This window comes from Bradyrhizobium uaiense (assembly GCF_010811875.1).
Taxonomy (GTDB): domain Bacteria; phylum Pseudomonadota; class Alphaproteobacteria; order Rhizobiales; family Xanthobacteraceae; genus Bradyrhizobium; species Bradyrhizobium uaiense.
Genome location: NZ_VKHP01000801.1, coordinates 1 through 247, shown reverse-complemented (window position 1 = coordinate 247; position 247 = coordinate 1). Strand labels below are relative to the sequence as shown.

At 67.2% G+C, this 247-nt stretch carries 1 pseudogene; it reads right to left on the bottom strand.

Annotated elements, in window-relative coordinates:
* A pseudogene (locus FNJ47_RS47500) lies at positions 1-247 on the bottom strand (branched-chain amino acid ABC transporter permease); the annotation flags it as partial.

The window sequence follows — 247 nt, the reverse complement described above, 5'->3', positions numbered from 1 at the left end:
GCGAACAGGTCGAACCGGCTGATGAAGACCCCCGCGATGTCGAGCGGCACGTCGCTGATCCCGATGTCGAGGCCGTGAACCTGGGTGCCCCACAACAGTTGCGCCGCACCCTCGATCACGTAGGACAAGCCGAGCGTCGCCATGAACAGCGTGATCGGCGGCTGGTTGACCAGCGGCCGCAGCACCGCGCGCTCGACGCTGACGCCGAGCGCGACCATGATCGCCAGCGTGATCAGGAACGCGAGGG